The organism is Sphingomonas bacterium (assembly GCF_903643035.1).
Lineage (GTDB): Bacteria > Pseudomonadota > Alphaproteobacteria > Sphingomonadales > Sphingomonadaceae > Sphingomonas.
The window spans coordinates 1-22,856 of sequence record NZ_CAHJWW010000011.1 but is presented as its reverse complement, the minus strand read 5'-3'; the positions used below and the strand labels follow the sequence as shown (position 1 = coordinate 22,856).

The following is a 22,856-nucleotide window of genomic DNA, read 5'->3' as shown; positions in this document are numbered from 1 at the left end:
GCTGGCTGGGCGAGGACCCGCGCACAGCCCCGCGCGGAGAGCTTCCCGATGCGGCGCACGCGCTGCTCCTGCCGCCCGCGTTGCGTGCGCTGCCCCCCCGCCCGCTCTACGGACGCGCGCCCGACGCCAGGCCGCAGGCGCCTGGCCCGGCATCGGGGCGGTGAGCGGCCGGCTGGCGATCATCGATCTGCGGACCGGTTCCGCCGGCGACATCGCGGTGCTGGACCGGCTGATGGCCGCCGCCTTCGATCCGCGCTGGGGCGAGGCATGGACCCGCAACCAGTGCCTGGGCGTGCTGGGGCTGGCCGGAGTATGGCTGACGCTCGCCGAGCTCGACGGAAAGCCCGCGGGTTTCGCGCTCGCCCGCTCGGTCTTGGACGAGGGAGAGCTGCTGCTGCTGGGGACCGACCCGGCGGCGCGGCGGCGCGGGGTCGGCGGCGCGCTGCTGCGCGCCACGCTGGAGGGCTGCCGCGCGCGCGACCTCGCGACGCTCCACCTCGAGGTGCGCGCGAACAACGAGGCGGTGAAGCTCTATCGCGGCGCCGGGTTCGGAAAGGTGGGAGAGCGGCGCGACTATTACCGCGGGCGCGACGGGCGGACCTTCGACGCCCACACGTATCGCCGTGCCGTGATCGTCGACTGAACGGGCGCCGACACGGACCTTCTTGTTGCGAGTCGGTTTCGCTTTCCCGAACCGCGCCGGCTCGGTAGATCGCTTCGGTCAAAAGCAGCGAGACGAATGGCCCGCAAGATCGATCTGGAAGCGTTGTGCAACGAGAAGGGGCTGCGGATCACCGAGCAGCGCCGCGTGATCGCCCGCGTGCTGTCCGAGGCGGAGGACCATCCGGACGTCGAGAAGGTATATGAACGCGCATCGGCAATCGACCGCGGCATCTCGATCGCTACCGTCTATCGGACCGTGCGGCTGTTCGAGGAGGCGGGTATCCTCGACCGTCACGATTTCGGCGACGGCCGCGCGCGTTACGAGCCGGCGCCCGAGGCGCATCACGACCACCTGATCGATGTCGAGACGGGCCGGGTGATCGAGTTCGTCGATCCCGAGCTGGAACTGCTCCAGAAGTCGATCGCCGAGCGGCTGGGCTTTCGCCTGGTCGACCATCGCATGGAACTCTACGGCGTCAGCCTGAGCCGCAAGGACTGAGACCGGACGGCTCGATGCCACCTGCCCATCGTGCGGATCCGCCTGCGACGGCGTCCTCGCCGGAAGAGCCGGTGTCGCTCGTCGCGCGCGGGCGCATGGTCGCCAGGCTGGGCGCCCTGCTTGCGCTGTTGCTCATATGCGTGCCGCTCCACTACGGCTGGCTGGTCGTCGGCCTGCGGTCTCCCTGGCCGCGACGGTTCCTGGGCGCGGTCGCGCGGATCGTCGGCGCCCGCGCCCGGATCGTCGGCACGCCGCTTCCCCGCGATGTGGTGTTCGTGTCCAATCACCTCAGCTGGATCGACATCATGCTGATCGCGGGCGCGACGGGCAGCGCCTTCGTCGCCAAGGCGGAGCTGGCGCGCACGCCGCTGGTCGGCTGGCTGTGCAGGCTGAACGACACGATCTTCGTCGACCGCGCCGACCGGATGCGGATCAGCGAGCAGGTCGGGCGGCTCCGCGCGGCGCTCGCCACCGGGCGCGCGGTGACGGTCTTTCCCGAGGGCACCACCGGCGACGGCGTATCGCTGCTGCCGTTCAAGGCCGGCATGTTCGCCGCGCTCGATCCGCCGCCCCAGGATGTGCTGGTCCAGCCGATCCGGCTCGACTACGGCGCGGCGACCCGCGAGCTCGCCTGGACGGGGGCCGAGGGCGGAACCAGCCATGCGAGGCGAGTCCTGCGCCGGCGCGGCAGCTTCGTCGCGACGCTGCGCCTGCTCGATCCGTTCGATCCCGCCGCCGCCGGCGGTCGCAAGGGCATCGCGGCGGAAGCACGGCGGCGGATGGAGGACTGACCCCTCCCCCCGCTGCGCCCGCTCTGCTACGGCCCGGCGGATGAAGTCCGCTCCCAAGACCTTCCACGTCAAGTCCTTCGGCTGCCAGATGAACGTGTACGACGGCGAGCGCATGGCAGAGCTGATGGCCGCGCAGGGGATGTCCGCCGCGGGCACCGCCGATGATGCGGACCTGATCGTGCTCAACACCTGCCACATCCGCGAGAAGGCGACGGAGAAGGTCTATTCCGACATCGGCCGGCTGAGGAAGGTCGCCAGGGCCGCCGGACGCGACACGCCGATGATCGCGGTCGCCGGCTGCGTCGCGCAGGCCGAGGGGGCGGAGATCGTCGCGCGGGCGAAGGTCGACGTGGTCGTCGGCCCGCAGAGCTACCATCGCCTGCCCGCGCTGGTCGCCGATGCCGTCGCCGGGCGTCCGGCGCTCGATACCGAGCTGCCCGCGCTCGCCAAGTTCGGCGCGCTCCCCGCCCGCCGCCGTGCGGGACCCTCCGCGTTCCTGACGGTGCAGGAGGGGTGCGACAAGTTCTGCACCTATTGCGTCGTCCCCTACACGCGCGGCGCGGAGATCAGCCGGCCGTGGACGGCGATCGTCGACGAGGCGCGCGCGCTGGTCGACGCCGGCGCGCGCGAGATCACGCTGCTGGGCCAGAACGTCAACGCCTGGGCGGGCGAGGACGAGGCGGGACGGACGCGGGGACTGGGCGGATTGATCCGCGCGCTCGATCGGCTGCCGGGGCTCGCGCGCATCCGCTATACGACCAGTCACCCCAATGACATGGCGCAGGACCTCATCGACGCGCATCGCGACGTCGAGGGGCTGATGCCGTTCCTCCACCTGCCGGTGCAGGCGGGCAGCGACCGGGTGCTGCGGGCGATGAACCGCCATCACACGCGCGACGGCTACCTGCGCCTGATCGACCGCGTCCGCGCGGCGCGACCCGACATCGCGCTGTCGGGCGACTTCATCGTCGGCTTTCCCGGCGAGAGCGAGGCCGAGTTCGCCGAAACTCTGAGCTTGGTCGACACGGTCGGCTATGCGCAGGCGTTCAGCTTCAAATACAGCCCGCGTCCCGGCACCCCCGCCGCCGACCTGGCCGGGCAGGTCGCGCCCGAGGCGATGGACGACCGCCTCCAGCGCCTGCAGGCCGCGCTCGGCCGCGACCAGATCGCCTTCAACCGCGCGAGCGTCGGGCGGCGGTGCGCGGTGCTGGTGGAGCGGCCCGGCAAGCTGCCCGGCCAGATGCTCGGCAAGTCGCCCTGGCTTCAGTCGGTCCACCTGATGACGGACGCGAGCGTGAGCGACCTGGTCGAGGTGGACCTGGTCAGCGCGGGGCCGGTGTCGATGGCGGGGATCGAGCGGGTCCGGCGAGCAGCCTGACGGCCTGCCGCGACGGGCAGGCGTGGCCGCCCTCGCCACTGCCGGATGACGAACAGACCGGCAACGCGCGCGCAAGCACCCCGACCCCGGGGAACAGAGGCGACGACAGCCAGCGCCGCTGCCGTCACCGCGATGCCGCCAAGCACGTCCGTCAGGTAATGGGCACCTTCCACCGGCGTGGCTGCCAGCATCGTCAGATTGACGATCAGCACCGGACGACGGATCGATGTCACAGGCCAGGCGCCGTAGATGTAGAGTAAGGCTGCTGCCGTGTGGAAGCTGGGAAAGCCGATGATACCGGTCATGTCGCCAAGCGAAACGATCGAAAGCTTCCCAGTGCGCAACGCAGCAATGGTCGCGGCCTGCGTCACGTCCGTACAGGGCCGGTAGGGCGGCGTCGTTCCGATCAGATGAACGAGGGCCGACTGTGCCGGAACGAACCGGAAGATCGCGACTGTCAGCGCGAGCGTGACGGCGAAGGCGATTAAGAATCTTGCGAGATGGTCAAAGCGCCGAGTCACAGCCAGCGCGAAAATTACCGCGACGGGCGTCTGGCCGATGCTCCCATAGGCGCGCCGCAGGATGAAGGTGATCGCGGGATGGTCGATTTCCCACCAATAAGCCTGTCGCCAGTCGAAGCCGAGTGCCCGGTCGAAGCCAACCAGCGCCTCATCCGCCCAACCGGCGCTGTGGCGGGCGGCGACATAGCTCGCGATGGCACCCGCTGCGCCGATAGCGGCCAAGACGTTGATGCCGGCGGCGGTCTGTAGCAGCGTGAGCAGCACGGGCGAGCCGAAGCGCCGCTGCCGCAGGTACAGCATCAGCGTCGCCGCTTCAAACAGCATCAGTCGAACTTCAAAGAGGCCGATCGGCGATGCGACGTCGCTGTATCGCAGGGCGAGGCTCGCCACCGCCACGGCGATCAGCGATCAGCGATCCCAGCCATAGCGGTAGTAGATGCTTCGAATATGGCGACGTCACCGGTTTGAGCTAGAATGACATGATTAAGATAGTGTCGCCCGGCGTGGCCAAGCGACCTGGTCCGGCTTGCGAAACGCGCGAGTACGCCTCACCTTGGATTGATATCGTGAAGGAACCGCATGAGTCGCAAGCCAGTCCCCGCCCAGTCCGGTGATCGTTCGCGGGCGGAGGTGGTGTTTGACCGGCCGCAGCTCCTCGCGCAGCTGTTCGGTCAGTATGATCAGAACCTCGTCGCGCTGGAAAACCGGCTGGGTGTCTATATCACCGCGCGCGGCAACCGCGTGGGGCTGGAGGGGGCGGCGGAGAGGGTGGCGATGGCGCGCGACGTTCTGAATGACCTGTACGGCCGCGTCGCACGAGGCGAGGCGGTCGACGCGGGGTTGGTCGACGCGTCGATCGCGATGGCGGCGGAGCCGGTGCTCGACGGGATCGTGCGCGCCGACCTCGATCGGCATGGGGGCGAGCGCGCGCCCTCCGTCATGATCCGCACGCGCAAGAAGACGATCGTGCCGAGGACACCCGCGCAGGCGCACTACATGCGCCAGCTGACGAGCAACGACATGATCTTCGCGCTGGGACCGGCGGGCACCGGCAAGACCTATGTCGCGGTGGCGCAGGCGGTGGCTCAGCTCATCACCGGCAGCGTCCAGCGCCTGATCCTGTCGCGCCCGGCGGTGGAGGCGGGCGAGCGGCTGGGCTTCCTGCCCGGCGACATGAAGGAGAAGGTCGACCCCTATCTGCGCCCGCTCTACGACGCGCTGTACGACTGCCTGCCCGCCGAGCAGGTGGAGCGGCGGATCGCAAGCGGAGAGATCGAGGTGGCGCCGATCGCGTTCATGCGCGGTCGCACGCTCGCCGACGCGTTCGTGATCCTGGACGAGGCGCAGAACACCACACAGGCGCAGATGAAGATGTTCCTCACCCGCTTCGGCCAGAACAGCCGCATGGTGGTGTGCGGTGACCCCAAGCAGGTGGACCTGCCCGGCGGCATCCCCGCCAGCGGGCTTGCCGATGCGGTCAGTCGGCTGGAGGGGGTGGAGGGCATCGCCGTCACCCGGTTCACCGTCGGCGACGTTGTGCGGCACCCGATCGTCGGGCGGATCGTGGAGGCTTACGAAGGGCCCGGTTGACGATCGGGAAACGGCGGAAGGCGGAGACGGGGCCGAATCCCGTCCACGCCCGCCGGGCGCCGGGATGGGAGAGGGTGTCATCGATCCCGTCTCGGCATGGACGGTTGATTTGCAGGTGCTTGTGCGGAAGACAGTGATGCTCGACCACCATGCGGGAGTGACGATCTTGTGCAGACCGATCCTGGCCGACCGATGATCCAGGTCGAAGTCTCCTGCGAGCAACCCTGGCCGGACGCGGGCTGGGACGTCCTTGCCCTGAACGCCGCCACCGCCGCGATCGAGCGGACGCCGCATGGGGCGATGCTGACCACGCCCGCCGTCGTCGAGATCAGCGTGCGGCTGACCACGGACGACGAGGTCCGCACCCTCAACCATCGCTTTCGCGGCAAGGACAAGGCCACGAACGTCCTCTCCTTCCCGATGGTGCAGCCCGACCTGCTCGACACGATGGATGCGACCGGCGACGCCGATGCCGGTGGCGCAAGCACCACGGGGGGCGAGCTTCTCCTCGGCGACATCGTGCTGGCCCATGGCACATGCGTCGCGGAGGCCGCCGAGCGCCGCATTCCCGTCGCCAGCCATGCGACTCATTTGATCGTGCACGGCACGCTCCACCTGCTAGGTTACGACCACACCGACGATCCGGCGGCGGAGGATATGGAGGCGATCGAGCGCGCCGCGCTCGCCGCGCTCGGCATCGCCGATCCCTATTCGGTACGAGAGGAATGAACGTCCGTCATGCCCCCCAACGCCAAGGAAGACCGAAGTAGCACCGGCCAGCACGACGAAAGCGGCATCTGGCGCGGATTGAAGGGATTGATCTTCGGCACGCCCGCCGACGACACGCTGCGCGGCCAGCTTGAGGACGTGATCGACCGGCATGAGGACGACCCCGCGCCCGATGCGGCCGGGGATCTGTCGCCGCTCGAACGCCAGATGGTGCGCAACCTGCTCCATTTCGGGGAACGCGACGCGAACGACGTAGGCGTCCCGCGCGCGGACATCGTCGCGGTGGAGGAACATACCAGCCTCGACGAGCTGGTCGCGAAGTTTGCGGACGCCGGGCACAGCCGCCTGCCCGTCTATCGCGGCAGCCTCGACCATGTGGTCGGCATGGTCCACGTCAAGGACGTCTTCGTCCTGCTTGCCCATGGCGAACGTCCAGCCGACTGGTCGTCGCTGATCCGTGAGCCGCTGTACGTGCCGGTGGCGCGCGGCGCGCTCGACCTGCTCGCCGACATGCGGTCGAGTCGCGTCCACTTGGCGATCGTGCTCGACGAATATGGCGGTACCGAGGGTCTGGTGACGATCGAGGACCTGATCGAGGAGATCACCGGCTCCATCGAGGACGAGCACGACGATGCCCCGCATGCGCTGCTGGTGCCGATCGACGGCGGCGGCTGGGCGGCGGATGGGCGCGCCGAACTGGTGGAGGTGGCGCGGCTCGTCGATCCTCGCCTGGCGGAGACCGACGACGACATCGACACGCTGGCCGGGCTCGCGGGCGTGCTGGCGCGGCGCGTGCCGGAGGCGGGCGAGTGCCTGACCCATCCGAGTGGCTGGCGGCTGGAGGTGGTCGAGGCCGATCCCCGGCGCGTCGAGCGACTGCGGCTGCATCCGCCGCTGGCGACGGCCGACACCGACGCCTGACGGAGGCCGAAACGGGTCGAGGCATTGATCGACTGTCTCGTTCAAACCGACCGGATCAAATGATTTCCTCCATCCCGCGATCGGGCCTATGGCGGCGCCAACGATTTACCATTCAGGAGACAGATCCAATGGACGCCATCACGCAGGGCAGCCCGATCAACGATCCCCGCAAGCAGCCGGCCGCGTTGCGCAAGCTGCTCGGTCAGACGAGCCGCGATTTCTGGCCCGAGCAGCTCTCGCTCGGCATCCTGCACCAGGGCGGCACGTCGCCCAGCCCGATGGGCGCCGAGTTCAACTATGCTAAGGCGTTCAAGGAACTCGACTATGCGGCGGTCAAGGCGGACCTGACCGCGCTGATGACCGACAGCAAGTCATGGTGGCCCGCCGACTATGGTCACTACGGCCCGTTCTTCATCCGCATGGCGTGGCATTCGGCCGGCACTTATCGTACCGGCGACGGTCGCGGCGGCTCGGGCGCGGGTCAGCAGCGGTTCGCGCCGCTCAACTCCTGGCCGGACAACGGCAACCTCGATAAGGCCCGCCGCCTGCTGTGGCCGGTCAAGCAGAAATATGGCGCGAACCTCAGCTGGGCGGACCTGTTCATCCTCGCCGGCAATGTCGCCATCGAGTCGATGGGCGGCCCGACGTTCGGTTTCGGCGGCGGTCGTCCCGATGTGTTTGAGCCCGAGCAGGACATCTACTGGGGCTCGGAGGAAGAGTTCCTAGGCCAGACCCGCATCGACGAGGAAGCCGGCACGATGCTGGAAGAGCCGCTCGCGGCGATCCAGCACGGGCTGATCTACGTCAATCCCGAAGGTCCGGGCGGCTGCCCGATGCCGCAGGGCTCGGCGCGCGACATGCGCGAGACCTTCGCCCGCATGGGGATGAACGACGAGGAGACCGTGGCGCTTACCGCCGGTGGCCACACGTTCGGCAAGGGTCATGGCGCCGGCGATCCCAGCCTGGTCGGCAAGGAGCCGGAGGGCTCCGACATCGCCAGCCAGGGTCTGGGCTGGCACTCGTCGCACGAGAGCGGGATGGGCGACCATACCATCACCTCGGGCATCGAGGGCGCGTGGACGCCGACTCCCATCCAGTGGGATATGACCTATTTTGACAATCTGTTCGACCATGAGTACGAACTGACCAAGAGCCCGGCGGGCGCGCACCAGTGGCATCCGGTCGGCGATCCCGTCGAGACGCTCGCCCCCGCGGCGCACACGCCGGGCAAGATGGTGCCGACGATGATGACGACGGCCGACATGGCGTTGAAGGTCGATCCCGCCTATAACGCGATCTGCCAGAAGTTCCGGGCGGACCCCGAGTATTTCGCCGATGCCTGGGCGCGCGCGTGGTTCAAGCTGTGCCACCGCGACATGGGTCCCAAGGTCCGCCTGCTCGGACCGGAAGCCCCCACGGAGGAGCTGATCTGGCAGGACCCGATCCCCGCGGCGGATTACGCCCCCGTCGAGGCGAGCGACATTGTCGACCTGAAGCGCATGGTCGCCAACTCCGGCCTGGAGATATCCGAGCTGGTCGCCATCGCTTGGGCCTCGGCCTCGACGTGGCGCAAGTCCGACCATCGCGGCGGCGCCAATGGTGCGCGCATCCGCTTCGCGCCGCAGAAGGACTGGGAGGTCAACGATCCGGAGCAGCTTGCCCGCGTGCTGGTCGTGTACGACCGGATCAAGGCCGATTTCGACGGCAAGGGCGACGGCGGCAAGAAGGTGTCGATCGCCGACCTGATCGTCCTGGGCGGCACGTTGGGCGTCGAGCAGGCGGCGCGTGCCGCGGGCTTCGCCGACGCGGTGCCGTTCACTCCGGGCCGCACCGACGCGCTGCTGGAGCAGACCGACGTGGCGAGCTTCGACGTTCTGGAGCCGAAGGCGGACGGCTTTCGCAACTATCTGTCGGTGACGTTCAGCGTGCCGACCGAGGAGCTGCTGATCGACCGTGCGCAGTTGCTGGACCTCAGCGGATGGGAGATGGCGGTACTGGTCGGCGGGCTGCGCGTCCTGGGCACCAATGCGCAGGGGTCGAAGCATGGCGTGTTCACCGATCGTCCCGGTCAGCTGACCAACGACTTCTTCGTCAACCTGCTCGACATGCAGACGGCGTGGAAGCAGATCAGCGACGACAGCGATCAGGAGTATGTCGGCACTGACCGCGATACGCATGAGCAGCGGTGGACCGCGTCGCGCACCGATCTGGTGTTCGGCCACAACTCCCAGCTTCGTGCGATCGCGGAGGTCTATGCCTGCGCCGATGCGGGCGACAAGTTCGTGCGCGACTTCATCGGCGTGTGGACGAAGGTGATGATGGCTGACCGCTACGACCTGATGCAGGGCTGATCGGCCACCTTGGCTGAACGGGGCCGTCGGCAGCGATGCCGACGGCCTTTTTCGTGTGACGTTCCGAGCTCCCGGCTTCTGGACCGACAGGAGCCAAGGCGGCTTCGTCACGCATCGCGCGGCGTTTCGCTTAGAGCCGGAGCGCGCTGGCGGCGTTCGGATCGCATCGTGCGCGGGCGCCTCTCCGGAATGGATCGGTTCGTGGCGGATCGCCGCGGCCGATCCGATGACCGGCATTGGCAGCGCCCCTCGCCTCCCCTATTTCCATCGCCATGCGCCGCCACATCACGATCGTAGCCGTCCTGTTCGTTGTCGCGGTCGCGGCGGTGGTCGCCTATCTCGGCTGGCCCGATACCGCACGGCTGCCGATCGCTGCGGTCGAGGGCGGGCACCCTCGCATCACGGCCCCGCGCGAGCAGACCATCCCCACCGTCGGCGTCGCCAGGGCGATCGGTTGGCAGGGGAGCGCGAAGCCCGTCGCCGCCCCCGGACTGACGGTCGCCGCCTTCGCGACTGGGCTCGACCATCCACGCTGGCTGTACCGGCTGCCCAACGGCGATGTGCTGGCGGCGGAGAGCAACTCGCCCCGGCGCGACGGCGGCGGGATCGCCGGGCTCGTCATGCGCTGGCTGATGGACCGCGGCGGGGCGGGCAGCCCGTCCGCGGACCGCATCACGCTGTTGCGCGACGCGAACGGCGATGGCGTGGCGGAGACGCGGACGACGTTCCTGACCGGCCTCCATTCGCCCTGTGGCATGGCCCTGATCGGCAAGTGGCTCTATATCGGCGATACCGACGCGGTCGTGCGCGTGCCCTATGCCGCCGGCGAGACGCATGTCGAAACCAGGCCCGAGCTCGTCGTGAAGCTGGCCGGTGGCGGCAATCACTGGGCGCGCAACCTGCTGGCGGCGCCGGATGGCAGGACGCTGTTCGTGACCGTCGGATCGTCCACGAACATAGCCGAGAACGGGATGGACGCCGAACGCTATCGCGCGAACATCCTGCAGGTCTTTCCCGACGCGAAGACGTTCCGGATCTATGCCGCTGGCCTGCGCAACCCCAACGGCATGGCGTTCGAGCCGCATTCGGGCAATCTGTGGACGGTGGTGAACGAGCGCGACATGCTCGGTTCCGATCTTGCGCCCGACTATCTGACGCAGGTGGAGTTCGGTGACCATTTCGGCTGGCCCTGGTATTATTGGGGTGGCTATCCCGACCCGCGCATCCCCGAGGCGGATCGCAACCCGGCGCTGCAGCAATATGCCAAGCGGCCGGATTTCGCGATGGGTCCGCACGTCGCCGCGCTGGGGCTGGCCTTCGCGGGCGACGCGAAGCTGGGCGGCGCCTATGCGAACGGCGCGTTCGTGGGGGAACACGGATCGTGGAACAGGAAGCCCGTGTCGGGTTACAAGGTCGTGTACGTGCCCTTCGCGGGCGTCGGCTTCCCCGCCAGCAGCGTCAAGCCGGTCGATGTGCTGACCGGCTTCCTCGATGCGGACGGCCGCGCGCAGGGGCGACCCGTGGGCGTCATCACCGATCGCAGCGGAGCGTTGCTGGTAGCGGACGATGTCGGCGACCGCGTGTGGCGCGTGAGCGCGGCGGCGCGGCTGTCGGCGAGATAGGGCGCGACCGATCCGCTCGCCTTGGCCTATCGAAAGGCATGACCGGACAGGTCCGGCAACCCCCCACTCCCCCTGGACATCGCCGTCTTATTTCAGCAGCTTGGGCGCTCCCTGCTCGATCGCGCCCTTCACCATTCCCGCGAACGGCAGCAGGAACATCGGCAGGTCCACGACGGCATGGACGTGCGCGTCGTACACGGTGATCGTGCTGGCCACCGTCTGTCCCATCGCCTTGATCGAGAAGTTCAGCGTGTCGCCGTCCCACGACCGGCTGACCAGCGCCCCGCCGGGCACCGCGTCGGCAACCTTGCCGATCCTCGCGTCCAGCCGGTCGCGCACGCCCTGTTTGCCCAGCGAATGAGGGATGTCGAGCGCGATGGGGGTGCTCATGCGAGTTGCTCCACGCGCGTCAGGTCGGTCGCGAAGATCATGGAATCGTCGGCGAACGCCTTGAACTCCAGCGCGTTGCCCGACGGATCGCGGAAGAACATCGTCGACTGCTCGCCTGCCAGACCCTTGAAGCGCGTGTGCGGCGCGATCCCGAACGCCACGCCAGCCGCCGCGACCCGGTCGGCCAGCGCGTCCCAGTCGGCGGGCGCGAGGACGACGCCGAAATGCGGCACGGGCACGTCATGCCCGTCGACCTCGTTCGCCACGGCGACCGGGACCGCCGCAGGGTCGAGATGCGCGACGATCTGGTGGCCGAACAGGTCGAAGTCGATCCACGCATCGCTCGATCGACCCTCCGCGCAGCCCAGCGTCCCGGCGTAGAACGCCCGCGCGGCGGCAAGGTCGTGGACGGGAAAGGCGAGGTGAAAGGGTCGCAGCGTCATGGTTCGACCGTGTAATCGCTGTCGCCGGGCGCGGCGAGCCCCATTCGATGCGCGACGTTCGGAACCAGGGCTCTCCCCTCCCCTGTCGTGTCGGCGCCGGACATGGCATGGGGCGGTCATGTCACCCCCGGCGCACCCTGTCTCCCGCGCGTCGCGGCGCGGCGCTCCCGCGCTCGCCTGCATCATCCTGGGTGCGCTCGCCGCGCTCGGCTTCGCGCCGCTGGGGCTGTGGCCGCTGACGCTGGCGGCGGTGGCCGCATGGCTGGTGCTGGTCCATGACGCGCCCCGGCTGACGGTGGCGCTCCGACGGGGGTGGCTGTTCGGGCTCGGACATTTCACCGTCAACGACAACTGGATCGGCCACGCGTTCGACTTCCAGCAGTCGATGCCGACCTGGCTGGGCTATCTCGCGCCACCGCTCCTCGCGATCTACCTCGCGGCGTACCCGATGCTTGCCGCCGGGCTCGCATGGCGGCTGGCGAGCCCGCGCTCCGCCGGCGACCGGGTGACGCGGCCGGGCGCGGCCTATGCGCTCGTCGCCGGCGCCGCGTGGATCGTCACCGAATGGCTGCGCGCGACGGTGTTCACCGGCTATGCCTGGGACCCGCTGGGCGTGGTCTGGGTGCCGGTCGAGCCGGTCGCGCGGGCGGCGGCGTGGATCGGGACCTATGCGTTGTCGGGCGTCACGGTGGTGCTGTCGGGCGCGATGCTGCTGCTGGTCCGGCGCGGTCGATGGGGCATGGCGACCGGGGCGGCAGTGCTGCTCGCGCTCGGCGGGATGCAGCGGGTCAGCTATGCCGCGCCATCGCCTGCCGCCATGCCGTCGCCCGTCCCCATGCCGTCGCCCGTCCCCATGCCGTCGCCCATCGATACCGGCGGCGGCCCGCGCGTCCGCATCGTCCAGCCGAACGTCGGCCAGGACCAGCGCGGCGAGTTCGATGCCGAGCCCATGCTCCGCGCCCTCGCGCGGCTGTCCGGCCGGCCCGGCCCGGCACCGCGCCTGCTGCTCTGGCCCGAGGGCGTGATGCGCGACTTCGTCGAGGACGGCTATCCCTGGCAATATTATGTGGGCGCCGGCGCGGACGGCGCGGAGGAATACCGCTCGCCGCGGCTGATCCGCGCGCGGCTCGCACGGCTGCTGGGGCCGCGCGACCTGTTGCTGGCGGGCGGCGCAACACTGTCCTTTCCCCCGCCGGGCGACCCGCGCCGCGATCATCCGACGGGCGCCAGCAACGCGATCCTCGCCTTTGCCCCTGGCGGGCGGATCGCGGGCCGCTACGACAAGGCGCACCTCGTACCCTATGGCGAGTATCTGCCGATGCGCGCGCTGCTGTCGGCGATCGGCCTGTCGCGGCTGGTGCCGGGCGACATCGACTTCGTGCCCGGTCCCGGTCCGGAGACGCTCGCGCTGGCCGGGTTCGGGCGGGCGGGGATGCAGCTCTGCTACGAGATCGTGTTTTCCGGGCAGGTGGTCGACGAGAGCCACCGTCCCCGCTTCATCTTCAACCCGTCCAACGATGCCTGGTTCGGCCGCTGGGGGCCGCCGCAGCATTTGGCGCAGGCCCGGATGCGCGCAATCGAGGAAGGGCTGCCGGTCCTGCGCGCGACACCCACCGGCATCTCGGCCGTGATCGCCGCCGACGGCCGAGTGATCGCCGCCATCCCCGCCGGGCGGGCGGGCGCGATCGAGGTGCCGCTGCCGTCGCCGCTCGCGCCCACGCCCTTCTCGCGGACGGGCAATGCCATGGCGGGACTCGTGGTCCTGTTGCTGCTGGCCCTGGCGGTTGCCATCCGCCGGCGGCGTCGCTACGAACCGATATAAGGAAAGCTTTATATCCTGAACCGCTCCCGTCCGGGAGCCTTGGGGTACGGCATGGAAACGGCCGCGCTTTCCCCTCACCAGAAGGGATCCCCATGCGTTCCAGCTTCATCTTCACCTCAGAATCGGTCTCCGAAGGCCATCCCGACAAGGTCGCCGACCAGATCAGCGACGCGATCGTCGACCTGTTCCTCGCCAAGGACCCGCAGGCGCGCATCGCCTGCGAGACGCTCACCACCACCAACAAGGTCGTCATCGCCGGCGAGATCCGCGGCGCGGGAATCATGGACACCGAAGGCCACTGGGCGCCGGGCGTTCAGGACGAGATCGAGCAGGCGGTGCGCGCGACGGTCAAGCGGATCGGCTACGAACAGGCGGGCTTCCACTGGAAGACGTTCGACTTCTCGAACAACCTCCACCCCCAGTCCGCCGATATCGCGATGGGCGTGGACGAGAGCGGCAACAAGGACGAGGGCGCGGGCGACCAGGGCATCATGTTCGGCTATGCCACCGACGAGACGCCTGGGCTGATGCCCGCCACCCTCTATTACAGCCACAAGATCCTGGAGCGGCTCGCCGACGACCGGCATTCCGGCGCCGCGCCGTTCCTGGAGCCCGACGCCAAGAGCCAGGTGACGCTCCAGTACGAGAACGAGCTGCCCGTCCGCGCCACCGCGCTCGTCGTCTCGACCCAGCACGCGCCGGGCTATTGCGAGAAGGGCGAGAACGCCGACCCGGCGAAGTACGCGATCCTGCGCGATCACGTGATGGCCGCGTTCCACGACATCCTGCCCGACGGCTACATCACCGACGAGACCAAGATCTACATCAACCCCACCGGCCAGTTCGAGATCGGCGGGCCGGACGGCGACGCGGGGCTGACCGGGCGCAAGATCATCGTCGACACCTATGGGGGCGCGGCCCCCCACGGCGGCGGCGCGTTCAGCGGCAAGGACCCGACCAAGGTCGACCGCTCGGCGGCGTACGTCGCGCGCTACCTTGCCAAGAACGTGGTGGCGGCGGGGCTCGCGCGGCGGTGCACGATCCAGCTGTCCTACGCGATTGGCGTCGCCGAGCCGCTGAGCGTCTACGTCGACCTGCACGGCACCGGCACCGTCGAGGAGGCGGCGCTGGAGGACGTGCTGCCCAAGCTCGTCCGGCTGACGCCCAAGGGTATCCGCGAGCATCTGAAGCTCAACGCGCCGATCTACAAGAAGACCGCCGCCTATGGCCATTTCGGTCGCGAGCCGGAGGGCGAGGCGTTCACCTGGGAAAAGACCGATCTGGTCGACAGGCTGAAGGCCGCGGTCGCGGGCTGACGATGCGCCGGGGCGCGGTGGACGCCGCGCCCCGGCCGTCTTATATCCCCTGACATGGAAGCCGTCGCCTGCACCGTACCCGTGAAGGGTCGCCCGCGCGAGTTCTGCCCGGAAACCGCGCTCGCTTCCGCGCTGCGGGTGTTCTGGAGCAAGGGGTATGAAGGCGCGAGCCTGACGGACCTGACCGAGGCGATGGGGATCGGTCGGCCGAGCCTCTACGCCGCGTTCGGCAACAAGGAGGCGTTGTTTCGCAGCGCGCTCGACCTCTACGAGCGCGAGAAGCTTAGCTACATAGCACTCGCCCTCGCCGCGCCTACGTCGCGCGAGGTCGCGGAGCGGCTGTTGCACGGCGCGCTCGACAGCCAGACGAGCAGTTGCGAGCCGCACGGCTGCCTGGGCGTGATCGGATCGATGGCGTGCGGCAGCGAGGCCGAGGGTGTGCGCGCCGAGGTGATCGCGCGCCGCGCTTCGTCACATGCCGCACTGGTCGCGCGGATGGAGCGAGCGCGGGACGAGGGCGACCTGCCCGCCAAGGCCGATCCCGCCGGACTCGCGCGCTTCCTGATCGCGATCCTGCAGGGGATGGCGGTGCAAGCAGGCGCGGGCGCAAGCCGGGAGGAACTGGCGCAACTGATCGATACCGGCCTGGCGATCTGGCCCGGACGCTGATCTCCGTATTCCTGTATCGTTCGGTACAGAAGTTTCTTGACCGGCGGGGATCGAGCTTCCATACCGATCGGTATCGAAGGATCGACCTTCGTCGGTTGGGAGTGTCCACATGGGATATGTCGCCTTTTCCGAGCTTGGCGGCGGCGATGTCGCCCGGCGGCCATCGATCGCGGTCGAGGCACCCGCGCGGCTGACGGCGCTCGAATGGTCCGTCGTCGCGATCGCATGGAGCGACCGCCTGTCGTCGTTGCGCCGGCCCGGTCGGCTCGCCCGCGCGCTAGGTGGCGTGTTCGGCGGTCATAACCCGCGCCTCGCCGATCCGGCGCTGGAGGCGTTGCGCCGGATGGCCGTGCTGACGTGGCGGCGCGGCTATACCGTTCCCCCGCACGAGGTGAGCGCGTTTCGCGCTGCGGGCTATTCGGCCGAGCAATACGAGTTGCTGGTCGACGGCATTGCCGCCGCCCGACGCCGGGACCCGCCGCGTCACGCGTGACGAACGATGGGGCTTGCGCATGATGCTGCGCTGCGGAACAATGTCGCGATGAGCGTCGTCACCACCGACCGGCTACCGACTGGCATTGTGGATCACCGCACGTCCGGCGCCGCCGACACGATGGTCCTGTCCGCCCGGCCGGAGCCGATCCGGCTTTCGCCCGCCGACACCGCCGTCGTCGTCGTCGACATGCAGAACGCCTATGCCAGCGATGGCGGCTACGTCGACCTCGCCGGGTTCGACATCGCCGGCGCGGACGGCGTCGTCGGCCGGGTCGCGCGCGTGGTGGATGCCGCGCGCGCGGCGGGGATGCCGGTGGTGTTCCTCCAGAACGGCTGGGACGCGGACTATATCGAGGCGGGCACCCCCGCCTCGCCCAATTGGCACAAGTCGAACGCGCTGAAGACGATGCGCGCGCGGCCCGACCTTGCCGGGCGGTTGCTGGCGCGCGGCGGCTGGGATCACGAACTGGTCGATGCGCTGGCACCCAGACCGGGCGACATCCGCGTCGGGAAGACGCGCTATTCCGCCTTCTTCAACTCGCAGCTAGACTCGATCCTGCGCGCGCGCGGCATCCGGACGCTGGTGTTCGTCGGCATCGCCAGCAACGTGTGCGTCGAGTCGACGCTGCGCGACGGGTTCCACCTCGAATATTTCGGCGTGATGCTGGAGGATGCGACCCATCACCTGGGTCCCGACTTCCTTCAGGCGGCGACCATCTACAATGTCGAGACGTTCTTCGGCTGGGTCTCCACCGTCGCGAACTTCTGCGCCGCTGTCGGCCGTCAGCCCGCAGCGCGGGAGGACTGACCGATGCCGTTCGAAGCGATCAACCCGCCCGGCTTCCCGACCCCGATTGCACCCTATTCGGCCGGAGCGAAGGCGGGAGGCACCGTCTATGTCTCGGGCGTGCTGGCGCTGGGCGAAGGCGGCGCGGTCCTGAACCCCGGCAACGTGCGGTTGCAGACCAGACACGTACTGGAGACGATCAGGACCACGCTCGCCGCCGCCGGCGCGACGCTGGAGGATGTCGCGATGAACCACGTCTTCCTGAAATACCTGGGCGATTACGCCGCGTTCAACGAGGTGTACGCCGAGTATTTCCCCGGCGCCAAGCCAGCCCGCTACTGCATCGTCGCCGATTTGGTGAAGCCCGACTGCCTGATCGAGATCGCGTCCGTGGCGCACCTCCCCTGATGGGCGAGGCGGCGGGATTATATTACGAGCGTCGGGGACCGCGGAACGGGACGCCGCTGATCCTGTCGCCGGGGCTGGGCGGCTCCGCGAGCTATTGGCAGCCCAATGTCGCCGCCCTGGCCGAGCGGCACGACGTGATCGGCTACGACCATCGCGGCACCGGCCGTTCGTCGCGGGATGTCGCGGGCGTGCTGACGATCGAGACGATGGGCGACGACATCGCCGCGCTGATGGACGCGACCGGCATCGAGCGTGCGACCGTCATCGGCCATGCCATCGGCGGCATGGCGGGTCTGGCGCTGGCGCTCGCGCATCCCGACCGGGTCGAGCGGCTGGTGGTCGTGAACGGATGGGCGACGCTCGACCCCTATACGGCGCGGTGTTTCGACACGCGGCTGACGCTGTTGCGCAGCGCCGGACCACGCGCCTATCTGCGCGCTCAGCCGATCTTCCTCTATCCGCCGCAATGGATCTCCGAGCACGACGACGCGATGGAGGCGGAGGTGGAGGCGCAGCTCGCCACCATGCCCACGCCCGACATGATCGAGCGCCGCATCGCCGCCGCGCGCCGCTTCGACGTCGCTGATCGCCTGCGCGCGTTGTCGGTGGCGACATTGCTGGTGGCGAGCGACGACGATGCGCTGGTCCCCTGCGCCTGCTCGGAGCGGCTGAAGGCGGCGGCGGGCGGCGACGTGCAGCTCGCGCGGATGGCGCATGGCGGCCATGCCTGCAACGTCACGCGCGCCGGGCACTTCAACCTGTGGCTGCTCGACTGGCTCGACGGCTGAACCAGCGATAGGCACCCCCATGCAGGTCGGCGTTTTCATGCCCATCAACAACAATGGCTGGCTGATCTCGAGGAACGCGCCCCAGTACAAGCCGAGTTTCGCGCTGAACAAGCGGATCGCGCTCGCCGCCGAGCGGCACGGGCTGGACTTCCTGCTGTCGATGATAAAGCTGCGCGGCTTCGGCGGCGAGACCGAGTTCTGGGAATATGGCCTGGAAAGCTTCACGCTGATGGCGGGGCTCGCGGCGGTGACGGAGCGGATCGGCATCTATGCCACCTGCCCGACGTTGCTCGTGCCGCCCGCCTTCGCCGCGCGCATGGGCAACACGATCGACTCGATCAGCGGCGGCAGGTTCGGACTGAACCTTATCACCGGATGGCAGCCGCCCGAATACACCCAGATGGGCATGTGGCCGGGCGACGAGCATTTTCGCGACCGCTACCGGATGCTCGACGAATACGCCCGCGTCCTGCGCGAGCTGTGGGACACCGGCGTCTCGGATTTTGAAGGCCGCTATTACCGGATGGACGACTGCCGCGTACGGCCACAGCCCCAGGGCGACATGAAGATCATCTGCGCGGGATCGTCGGACGAGGGGCTGGCCTTCTCCGCCCGATGGGCGGACTATGCCTTCTGCCTGGGCAAGGGCGTCAACACGCCCACCGCCTTTGCCTCCAACAACGAGCGGCTGGCGGCGGCGACGGCGAGGACGGGGCGGACCGTGGCGGTATTCGTGCTGGTGATGGTGATCGCCGACGAGACCGACGAGGCGGCGATGGCGAGGTGGAAGCACTACAACGACGGCGTCGACCTCGATGCGGTCGCCTGGCTGGGCGCCCAGGGTGCGAAGGACACGGTCAACAAGGACACCAACGTCCGCCAGCTCGCGGCGCCCGAAGGGGCCGTCAACATCAACATGGGCACGCTGGTCGGCAGCTACGCGGCGGTGGCCCGGATGCTCGACGAGATGGCGGCGGTGCCGGGCACCGGCGGCGTGCTGCTGACCTTCGACGACTTCGAGGAAGGCGTCGAGGCGTTCGGAACGCGCATCCAGCCGCTGATGGCCAGCCGGGCCGGCGTGGCGGGCTCGTCCGGCTAGAGGGTTTCCAACCACGTTGCACCATCGTCGTCGCCCTTCGTGTCGGATCTCGCAGTCGATGTCAGCGGATGGTCCAAGCCAGTGTCAGCAAGACGCTCGAAACGGCGCGAGCCGCGCCGGCTGTCCCGATCGGGATCGGGAAACGGGAACGTAGCCGGTTGCAGCGCCAACGCGCGCGATCAGGCCTCAGCGCGTTTCTTCAATGCCTCGTTCATTGCCGCGAACCCACGTCCTGTCTGCTCGAATGTCGACGAGCCCATCATTCGCACGATAAGACCGCTGAAGTTTTCGCCGTGCTTGAGTAACGTTCCGTCTTTCGCAGGAGAGAGCTGGAAGAAATGCTCACCGTCGAACAGTCCGGGCAGTATCAGTCGTCCACGCCAGCGAAGCTCCTGATTGTTCCTTGCGACCAGAACAGTAGGTTTAAACGCCATTGTCCTGCCGCCCGGAGGCCGGATGCTGACGCTCAGCTTCTCGCCCGGCTTGACTGTTCCAGAGATCGATTGAACGAACGGGTTCCACTCGGGGTACGCCGAAAAGTCCGTGAGTATTCGCCAAACTCGTTCTGGAGGAGCCGCGATTTCGATCGAAGTCAGGACAGGTTTCATCGTACCTCCGCCGGATTTCAGTGCGCCGCCCTCATCACTTCCCCGCGCTCTGGCACACCTCTTGGGAGCGTCGATCCATAACCGCTTAAAGGCATTTGTGAACGGGTAGGATTGCGGGACAGGTTTGCTGAACCGTCGTCGACGCCCGTCGGCAAAGCTCGCCACCGGACTTGCATCGAACCAAAATCACCTCGGGGCCAATGATGCAAGCTGATCGGAAACCGCTCTAACCGCGATCATCCGCGGTGGCCGTCACGTTCGCGCCGCGCAGCCTCGTCAGGCCGGACGCATGCTGGCGCCTGAGGTTCGCCTTCAGCCGGGTGGGGTTCCCCGCCCAGAGGAACCCAAACGATACGCCGCCGTCCTTGCCGACCGCCGCGTGGTGAAGCTTGTGCGCCTGGACCAGCCGCTTGGCGTAGCCGCGTGTGGGGACCCACCGGAACCACCGCTGGTGGACGATGCCGTCGTGGATGACGGTGTAGATCAGCCCGTACACCGTAATGCCAAGGGCCGACCACCACAGCGGCGCCGAATACGCATAGCCCACGACGAACAGGGCGACCACGACCGAGCCGAAGACGACCGCGAACAGGTCGTTCCGCTCCAGAACATGGTCGTGCGGCTCGTGATGGTCGCGATGCCATTCCCATCCCCAGCCATGCATCACATACTTGTGCGCCCACCAGGCGAACAGCTCCATCGCCGCGACCGCGGCCAGGACGATCCCGATCTTCTCGATCCAGTTCACGGCGACACGCTCTCCGTCGTCGGTCGCCCGAGCCGTCGCTGGCCGGGCAAGGCCCACCACGGCACGTTCGGGCTGAGGTGGTGTTCATGGTGATAGCCGAAATGGAAGCAGCTCAAAAGACTGGCTAGCCCGCCGAACTGCTCGCTCCGTGCGCGGTGCCGGTCCACGAAGCGATCGGCGTGACGATGCGGGCGATAGGTCCCGAAGTAGAACAGCTGCATCGACGAGGCGATCGCAGGGAGGCCGTACAGCAGGACGATGTTGGCGACCGGCACGCCTCCCAGCCAGTAGACGGCCACGACGCTGCACACGAACGCCGCCGATCCCCATCCGAAATATCGCCGCAGGAACGTGGCGTACCAGCCCCAGAACCTGTCGGGATGACGGACGTCGAAATCCGGGTCCTCGTCGCCGCCGGGCGCGCGATGATGGCTGAAATGGGCGCTGCGCATCCCTCGCCAGCCAAAGCCGGCATAGAGGAACAGCAGGCTCGCCCCGACCGCGCCGTTGACGCGCGGACGGCCGGGGATCAGCGAGCCGTGCATCGCGTCGTGCGACACGATGAACATGCCGACCGACAGCCAGCATTGCAGGGCCACCATCGGCAGGACCAGCGGCCAGTCGCTTCCGTCGATCCTATAGAAGAACATCGCGTAGAGGTGGATCGCCAGCCAGGCGGACAGGATGGCCAGCGCCAGCGCGCCCCCGATCAGGGCCTGGCGGGTCCGGCTGTGCAAGGCGGCCGTGGCGATCATCGGGAGGTATGTGGGGCGGCGCGCGACCGGAATAAGGGGTATCCGGCGCGCCGTCGGCGACGAGAGGGAGGCGAGGGCGGAAGGCGGCGTCGTTCTCACCGATACAGCCGCCCGTCCGCCGTCGCCGCCATGTCGAACGCGAACAGCAGGTCCGGATCGGGCGCCCCCACCCCGTTCGCTACCTCGGCAGGGGCGATATGGCGGAGCAGATGGCGGATGATCGCAAGGCGGGCGGGCTTCTTCCTGTCCGCGCGCACGCAATGCCATGGCGCGAGCGGCGTGTGGGTACGCGCCAGCATCGTGTCGCGCGCGGCGGTGTAGCTGTCCCATTTCGCCTGCGCGACGGCATCGAGGTCGGAGATCTTGAGCGCCTTCAGCGGGTCGTCGCGCCGCGCCTGCAATCGCTCGGCCTGCTCGTCCTTGCTGATGTCGAGCCAGATCTTCACCAGCCGGATGCCGCTTTCTACCAGCATCCGCTCGAAATCGGGCGCGTCGCGCAGGAACTCGGCCTGCTGCGCGGGGGTGGAGAAGCCCATCACCACCTCGACGCCCGCGCGATTGTACCACGACCGGTTGAAGATCACGAGCTCGCCCGCAGCCGGCAGATGCGCGACGTAGCGTTGGAGGAACCATTGCGTGCGCTCGCGGTCCGACGGCTTGGGCAGCGCCACGACGCGCGTGTCGCGGACCGACAGATGCTCGACGATCCGCGCGATCGTGCCGTCCTTGCCCGCGCCGTCGCGCCCCTCCAGCACCAGCACCGTCCGCTCGCCGGACCGGACCGCCGCGACCTGCGTCTCGACCAGCGCCAGCTGGAGCTTCGCCAGCTCCTTCTCGTAATGCTCCTCGTTCATGCCCGGCTTTCCCGCGCGACGGCGAAGCCGGCGAAGCTCTGGCTGACGGGCATCAGTTCCAGCGCGTTGACGTTGAGGTGCGCAGGCAAGGTCGCCACCCACAGCAGGGTGCCGGCGATGTCCTCCGCCGTCATCGGGTTCGCGCCCTTGTAGAGCGCATCGGACTTCGCCTGATCGCCGGTGCGTACCAGGGTGAACTCCGTCTCCACCATGCCGGGCTCTATCGAGGTGACGCGCACGCCCGTACCCGCGAGGTCGGAGCGCAGCCCCAGGCTGAACTGGCGCACGAACGCCTTGGTGCCCCCATACACGTTGCCGCCCGCATAGGGGTAGCTCGCGGCGACCGACGACAGGTTGATGATCGCGCCGCGCCGCTCGATGATGCCGGGCAGCAGCGCCCGGGTGAGCGCCACCAGCGCGACGATGTTGGTGTCGATCATCGCCATCCAGTCGTCGAGCGCCGCCTCCTGCGCGGGCGACGTGCCGCGCGCGAGACCGGCGTTGTTGACCAGGCAGTCGATCGGCGGGAGGGCAGCGACCGCGGCGTCGCGCGCGGCGGCGTCGGTCGCGTCGAACGTCAGGGTCGTCACCGCCCCGCCCAGCTCGCGG

Annotated in this window: 25 protein-coding genes; 17 read left to right on the top strand and 8 right to left on the bottom strand. The window is 68.6% G+C overall.

Annotated features, from left to right (window positions below; genetic code table 11):
* The first annotated feature begins 160 nt into the window (after positions 1-160).
* The 4 genes from HUV01_RS01730 (at position 161) to miaB (ending at position 3,331) form a co-directional block, all read left to right on the top strand.
* Positions 161-643, top strand: a complete 483-nt coding sequence (locus HUV01_RS01730) for a GNAT family N-acetyltransferase (protein WP_254606300.1) — start codon at positions 161-163, stop codon at positions 641-643.
* A gap of 96 nt (positions 644-739) precedes the next feature.
* Positions 740-1,162, top strand: coding sequence for a Fur family transcriptional regulator (locus HUV01_RS01725; RefSeq protein ID WP_174296599.1), 423 nt, complete (start codon positions 740-742; stop codon positions 1,160-1,162).
* Between the two features lie 71 nt (positions 1,163-1,233).
* On the top strand, positions 1,234-1,953 hold the full coding sequence (locus tag HUV01_RS01720) for a lysophospholipid acyltransferase family protein (RefSeq protein WP_254606299.1): 720 nt from the start codon (positions 1,234-1,236) through the stop codon (positions 1,951-1,953).
* Between the two features lie 40 nt (positions 1,954-1,993).
* Positions 1,994-3,331, top strand: a complete 1,338-nt coding sequence (gene miaB / locus HUV01_RS01715) for a tRNA (N6-isopentenyl adenosine(37)-C2)-methylthiotransferase MiaB (RefSeq protein WP_174296597.1) — start codon at positions 1,994-1,996, stop codon at positions 3,329-3,331.
* Here the strand turns inward: miaB and HUV01_RS01710 are convergent.
* Positions 3,217-4,248 carry a phosphatase PAP2 family protein gene (locus tag HUV01_RS01710; protein WP_174296596.1) on the bottom strand — a complete coding sequence of 344 codons (1,032 nt, stop codon included), beginning with the start codon at positions 4,246-4,248 and terminating at the stop codon, positions 3,217-3,219. The genes miaB and HUV01_RS01710 overlap by 115 nt on opposite strands.
* Before the next feature lie 183 nt (positions 4,249-4,431).
* Between HUV01_RS01710 and HUV01_RS01705 the strand changes: the two genes are divergently transcribed.
* The 5 genes from HUV01_RS01705 to HUV01_RS01685 all read left to right on the top strand — a co-directional run bounded on the left by HUV01_RS01705 (position 4,432) and on the right by HUV01_RS01685 (position 11,065).
* Entirely contained in the window at positions 4,432-5,442 is a 1,011-nt protein-coding gene (locus HUV01_RS01705; RefSeq protein WP_174296595.1) for a PhoH family protein, read from the top strand.
* A 192-nt stretch (positions 5,443-5,634) separates the two neighbouring features.
* Positions 5,635-6,171, top strand: coding sequence for an rRNA maturation RNase YbeY (gene ybeY / locus HUV01_RS01700; RefSeq protein ID WP_174296594.1), 537 nt, complete (start codon positions 5,635-5,637; stop codon positions 6,169-6,171).
* Between the two features lie 9 nt (positions 6,172-6,180).
* Positions 6,181-7,092, top strand: a complete 912-nt coding sequence (locus tag HUV01_RS01695; protein WP_174296593.1) for a hemolysin family protein — start codon at positions 6,181-6,183, stop codon at positions 7,090-7,092.
* 128 nt (positions 7,093-7,220) lie between these two features.
* Positions 7,221-9,443 carry a catalase/peroxidase HPI gene (gene katG / locus HUV01_RS01690; RefSeq protein WP_174296592.1) on the top strand — a complete coding sequence of 741 codons (2,223 nt, stop codon included), beginning with the start codon at positions 7,221-7,223 and terminating at the stop codon, positions 9,441-9,443.
* Positions 9,444-9,715: 272 nt separating this feature from the next.
* On the top strand, positions 9,716-11,065 hold the full coding sequence (locus tag HUV01_RS01685; protein WP_174296591.1) for a PQQ-dependent sugar dehydrogenase: 1,350 nt from the start codon (positions 9,716-9,718) through the stop codon (positions 11,063-11,065).
* Positions 11,066-11,152: 87 nt separating this feature from the next.
* Here the strand turns inward: HUV01_RS01685 and HUV01_RS01680 are convergent, their stop codons facing one another.
* Positions 11,153-11,455, bottom strand: coding sequence for a polyhydroxyalkanoic acid system family protein (locus tag HUV01_RS01680; RefSeq protein ID WP_174296590.1), 303 nt, complete (start codon positions 11,453-11,455; stop codon positions 11,153-11,155).
* Positions 11,452-11,898, bottom strand: coding sequence for a VOC family protein (locus HUV01_RS01675; RefSeq protein WP_174296589.1), 447 nt, complete (start codon positions 11,896-11,898; stop codon positions 11,452-11,454). Before HUV01_RS01675 ends, HUV01_RS01680 begins: the two co-directional genes overlap by 4 nt.
* 118 nt (positions 11,899-12,016) lie before the next feature.
* Between HUV01_RS01675 and lnt the strand changes: the two genes are divergently transcribed.
* The 8 genes from lnt to rutA all read left to right on the top strand — a co-directional run bounded on the left by lnt (position 12,017) and on the right by rutA (position 19,282).
* Positions 12,017-13,720, top strand: coding sequence for an apolipoprotein N-acyltransferase (gene lnt, locus HUV01_RS01670; protein ID WP_174296588.1), 1,704 nt, complete (start codon positions 12,017-12,019; stop codon positions 13,718-13,720).
* A gap of 92 nt (positions 13,721-13,812) precedes the next feature.
* The gene (gene metK, locus HUV01_RS01665; RefSeq protein WP_174296587.1) at positions 13,813-15,036 is read left to right on the top strand and encodes a methionine adenosyltransferase; all 1,224 of its coding nucleotides are present in this window, start codon (positions 13,813-13,815) and stop codon (positions 15,034-15,036) included.
* A 54-nt stretch (positions 15,037-15,090) separates the two neighbouring features.
* Positions 15,091-15,705, top strand: coding sequence for a TetR/AcrR family transcriptional regulator (locus HUV01_RS01660; RefSeq protein WP_174296586.1), 615 nt, complete (start codon positions 15,091-15,093; stop codon positions 15,703-15,705).
* 109 nt (positions 15,706-15,814) lie between these two features.
* The gene (locus HUV01_RS01655; RefSeq protein WP_174296585.1) at positions 15,815-16,198 is read left to right on the top strand and encodes a hypothetical protein; all 384 of its coding nucleotides are present in this window, start codon (positions 15,815-15,817) and stop codon (positions 16,196-16,198) included.
* A 120-nt stretch (positions 16,199-16,318) separates the two neighbouring features.
* Entirely contained in the window at positions 16,319-17,008 is a 690-nt protein-coding gene (gene rutB, locus HUV01_RS01650; RefSeq protein WP_174296600.1) for a pyrimidine utilization protein B, read from the top strand.
* 3 nt (positions 17,009-17,011) lie between these two features.
* The gene (locus HUV01_RS01645) at positions 17,012-17,395 is read left to right on the top strand and encodes a Rid family hydrolase (RefSeq protein WP_174296584.1); all 384 of its coding nucleotides are present in this window, start codon (positions 17,012-17,014) and stop codon (positions 17,393-17,395) included.
* Entirely contained in the window at positions 17,395-18,183 is a 789-nt protein-coding gene (rutD, locus tag HUV01_RS01640) for a pyrimidine utilization protein D (RefSeq protein WP_174296583.1), read from the top strand. The genes HUV01_RS01645 and rutD overlap by 1 nt, the downstream gene beginning before the upstream one ends.
* A gap of 19 nt (positions 18,184-18,202) precedes the next feature.
* The gene (gene rutA / locus HUV01_RS01635) at positions 18,203-19,282 is read left to right on the top strand and encodes a pyrimidine utilization protein A (protein ID WP_174296582.1); all 1,080 of its coding nucleotides are present in this window, start codon (positions 18,203-18,205) and stop codon (positions 19,280-19,282) included.
* A 179-nt stretch (positions 19,283-19,461) separates the two neighbouring features.
* Here rutA and HUV01_RS01630 read toward each other — a convergent pair whose 3' ends face one another.
* The 5 genes from HUV01_RS01630 to HUV01_RS01610 form a co-directional block, all read right to left on the bottom strand.
* Complete coding sequence (locus HUV01_RS01630; RefSeq protein WP_174296581.1) at positions 19,462-19,890, bottom strand: SRPBCC domain-containing protein; 429 nt, start codon at positions 19,888-19,890, stop codon at positions 19,462-19,464.
* Positions 19,891-20,116: 226 nt separating this feature from the next.
* Positions 20,117-20,638, bottom strand: a complete 522-nt coding sequence (locus HUV01_RS01625) for a sterol desaturase family protein (RefSeq protein ID WP_174296580.1) — start codon at positions 20,636-20,638, stop codon at positions 20,117-20,119.
* The gene (locus HUV01_RS01620) at positions 20,635-21,393 is read right to left on the bottom strand and encodes a fatty acid desaturase (RefSeq protein WP_174296579.1); all 759 of its coding nucleotides are present in this window, start codon (positions 21,391-21,393) and stop codon (positions 20,635-20,637) included. The genes HUV01_RS01625 and HUV01_RS01620 overlap by 4 nt, the downstream gene beginning before the upstream one ends.
* Before the next feature lie 95 nt (positions 21,394-21,488).
* A complete protein-coding gene (gene ppk2 / locus HUV01_RS01615) occupies positions 21,489-22,247 on the bottom strand; it encodes a polyphosphate kinase 2 (protein ID WP_174296578.1) in 759 nt (252 codons plus the stop codon).
* The coding region (locus HUV01_RS01610) for an SDR family NAD(P)-dependent oxidoreductase (protein WP_174296577.1) at positions 22,244-22,856 on the bottom strand (613 nt) is incomplete at its 5' end. The genes HUV01_RS01610 and ppk2, both read right to left, overlap by 4 nt.